General features: G+C 64.9%; 4 protein-coding genes. 2 read left to right on the top strand and 2 right to left on the bottom strand.

From position 1 onward, the window contains the following. Positions 1 to 328: hypothetical protein (locus tag BMX74_RS42480; protein WP_091106143.1), on the bottom strand; the 328-nt coding region annotated here is incomplete at its 3' end. 357 nt (positions 329 to 685) lie between these two features. After that, complete coding sequence (locus tag BMX74_RS42490; RefSeq protein ID WP_256257633.1) at positions 686 to 931, bottom strand: GntR family transcriptional regulator; 246 nt, start codon at positions 929 to 931, stop codon at positions 686 to 688. A gap of 206 nt (positions 932 to 1,137) precedes the next feature. On the opposite strand from BMX74_RS42490, the gene BMX74_RS42495 reads away from it, so the two are divergent. Next, positions 1,138 to 1,380 (top strand): hypothetical protein, encoded by a 243-nt coding sequence (locus BMX74_RS42495; RefSeq protein ID WP_177227765.1) that lies wholly within the window; start codon positions 1,138 to 1,140, stop codon positions 1,378 to 1,380. Beyond that, entirely contained in the window at positions 1,377 to 2,018 is a 642-nt protein-coding gene (locus tag BMX74_RS42500; RefSeq protein ID WP_091106147.1) for a hypothetical protein, read from the top strand. Before BMX74_RS42495 ends, BMX74_RS42500 begins: the two co-directional genes overlap by 4 nt. Positions 2,019 to 2,602: the final 584 nt, after the last annotated feature.

Genomic DNA, 2,602 nt, shown 5'->3' on the forward strand with positions numbered 1-2,602 from the left:
CTCGGTCGCGAACCGGGCTCACCGACATGCACTGCTCCTGAACCTCGCGCGCTACACGCTCCCAGCCGGGAGTCCCGTCCCCGATCGCGTGTAGGGCGTGGCGCACGGTCGCCACCAGCTTCTGGCCGGCCTCAGGTAGGTCGTCGGCCTTGATGAACATGCTGATCTGTACGATCCCCGTGCTGAGAGTCGCGGCGATGTCCGGGTCCTCGATGGCCGGGTCAGCTTCCTCGATGTCGAGCAGTTGGTCCATGAGCTGGTCTGTGCGTTCGTCGAGTAGGGCGAGGTCTCCAGCGAACTGGACACTCATCTCGGCTCTGTACTTCACGACTCAGCTCACCTCCTTCCAGCAGGTTTCCCGATTCAGCTTCTTGCGCAGTTCGCGAACATAGTTCGGGTTTGAGGGGCTGATCTTAATGGTGCTCTTGTGCCGGTCTTCGCACGGGCACCAGATCGACCAGTACCGTCCTTTGGGCGGTTCTACCCTCCATCCCTGCTCCTCGGCCTCCTTGAGGACCTCGCGGATCTCCTTGTTCGGGTGTCGTGGGGGCATGCCTTATTGCCCTTACCGTCGTGAGTGTATGTTCCCGGTCTCTCCCCCGATAGACCGGCCCCCTGCCCGTAGGTTGGCACAGGCTGTGACGCGTGTCTCGCGTTCCGGAATGTCGCGACGGTAAAGGCGGTTTCAGCCCTCGGTAGCCGGCGGTGCTACGAAGGTCCCCACACCCTTCACCGAGTAGGCGACGCCTTCCTGACGTAGCCGGGTGAGCACCTTCTGGGCGGTGTTCGGCGCGATCTCGAACTCCTGCACCAGCTCATGCTGTGACGGCAGCCGGGCGTCGGGCGGGTAGGTGCCGTCAGCGATGCGCTTCTTCAGCACATCCGCCACCTGCTGCCACTTTGGCGCGTTCTCCCGCCACTCGATCACCACGACTGCGCCGTAAGCACCCGTGCTCACCTGCGGACACTCACGCTCTTCCGTGGTAGACCATGGTTAAGCATGGTTATGTTGGCTACTCTTTGCGGTAGCCCCCTATATGAGAGTGGGCCCGACCAACGGCGCGCGAACGCCTGGACGGGCCCTAAGTCGCACGGTGGAGGTGCGATATGCCCGAGTGTACGTCCCGCGGCGCCGACATGCCCGTCACAGATGCCCCCCTCCTCCAGCACTACAGGACATGGCTGGACCAGGACGGCTACCACGCTAGGCTCCGCCACCTGCTCCCGCAGGCCGCCATCGATTACGGCTGCAGGCAGGAAGTCCACGCCACCGACCGGTGGGACCTCATCCAGTCCGCGATCCACAATCAGGTCCTGCACTGGTGCTGGCAGGGCAGCACGCAGAGCTATGGGATCGCCCCCGCGGACGGTCTGGCATGAGCTACACGACCATCCCGTACGTGATCGCCTTCGCGAACGAGGAACGCCGCGACAGATTGGTCTTCCAGCGGCACGCCGGCTCAGACGACGGCGTGCGTCTCGCGTACGAGCCGCGCCACAAGGGTGACCGTATCGGCGGGATCCTCCGCGCCCGGGTCGACAACCTCCGCAGCCGACCCAACGCCCGCGGACCTGAGCGGATGCGGAAGCTGAACACGCGCCGGCAGTGGGAGTGCATGGACTACCTGTTGTGCCAGGTGTGCAGGGGGCCGGCCACCGACCCGGACACCGGCCGCATCTGGTGGGCACTCGTGCCCACGGTGTTCGAGTCCACTCTCGTCATCGGCGACGACTGGTGGGTGGGCCGCACCAACGCGCCCCCCACCTGCAAGGAGTGCATCCCGAAGGCACTGGAGGAGTGCCCCATGCTCGCGGAGCACGCCCGCATCTACACGGTGGCCGAGGTGGAACCGTCCGGGGTGCTGGCTGACATGTATGAGCCCGGCCCCGGCCTGCTCCCGATCCCCGTCCCGGGGAAGCGGAACGTGTACGTGGCCTGGGACGCGTTCAGCTACCACGCTCGCGCGCTGGCGGTGGCCCAGGTGGTCCACCTGTACGGCATGGTGCGGGTGCAGTAGACGGCCCGGCTCTCCAGGCGGATGACACCTGGCACGGGCGAGCTTGGAGAGCCGGGCTCTGGCCCCGTCCTTGGATCTCGGAGGGACGGCGAGGACGGGGCCCAAAGCGACGATGCCCCCGCCCGCGAGTTCGGGCGGGGGCATATTGAGCTAGATCAATACAAGTAGCTTGTATTAATCTTCGTCTGGTGATAGACAGAGGAAGTGCCGGAGAACTTGGAGGAGCTGACCGACCAGATGCTTGCCGACAAACTCCGCGACACCGCCCAACGCCTGCGGGACGCCACGGCCGAGAGAGACAGCCTCATCCAAGAGGCAGGCCGCCGCCGGCGAGAAGGCAACTCGACGTGGACTCAAGAGCGAGTCGCAGCCCTAGCTGAGCTCTCTCAGCAGGCGGTCTCGCTCAAGTGGAGGAAAGACCAGAGCGCCAACTCTGGAGACACAACCGAATAAGTGAGGGCCCCGGGCCGTGCGCCAACACGACCCGAGGCTGACCACAGACTGTCCGCTCAAAGACAAGGGTCTGTAGCCATGAGGCACTTTAGTGCTGCCATGCAGGTCAGCGGTACCCCCGCTGATCTTCT

It is taken from the genome of Nonomuraea pusilla (assembly GCF_900109355.1).
Classification (GTDB): Bacteria; Actinomycetota; Actinomycetes; order Streptosporangiales; family Streptosporangiaceae; genus Nonomuraea; species Nonomuraea pusilla.

Excerpts from the sequence above, each read along its gene's own strand:
- BMX74_RS42495 (WP_177227765.1), top strand. The coding sequence starts at position 1,138 with ATGCCCGTCACAGATGCCCCCCTCCTCCAGCACTACAGGACATGGCTG.
- BMX74_RS42500 (WP_091106147.1), top strand. The coding sequence starts at position 1,377 with ATGAGCTACACGACCATCCCGTACGTGATCGCCTTCGCGAACGAGGAA.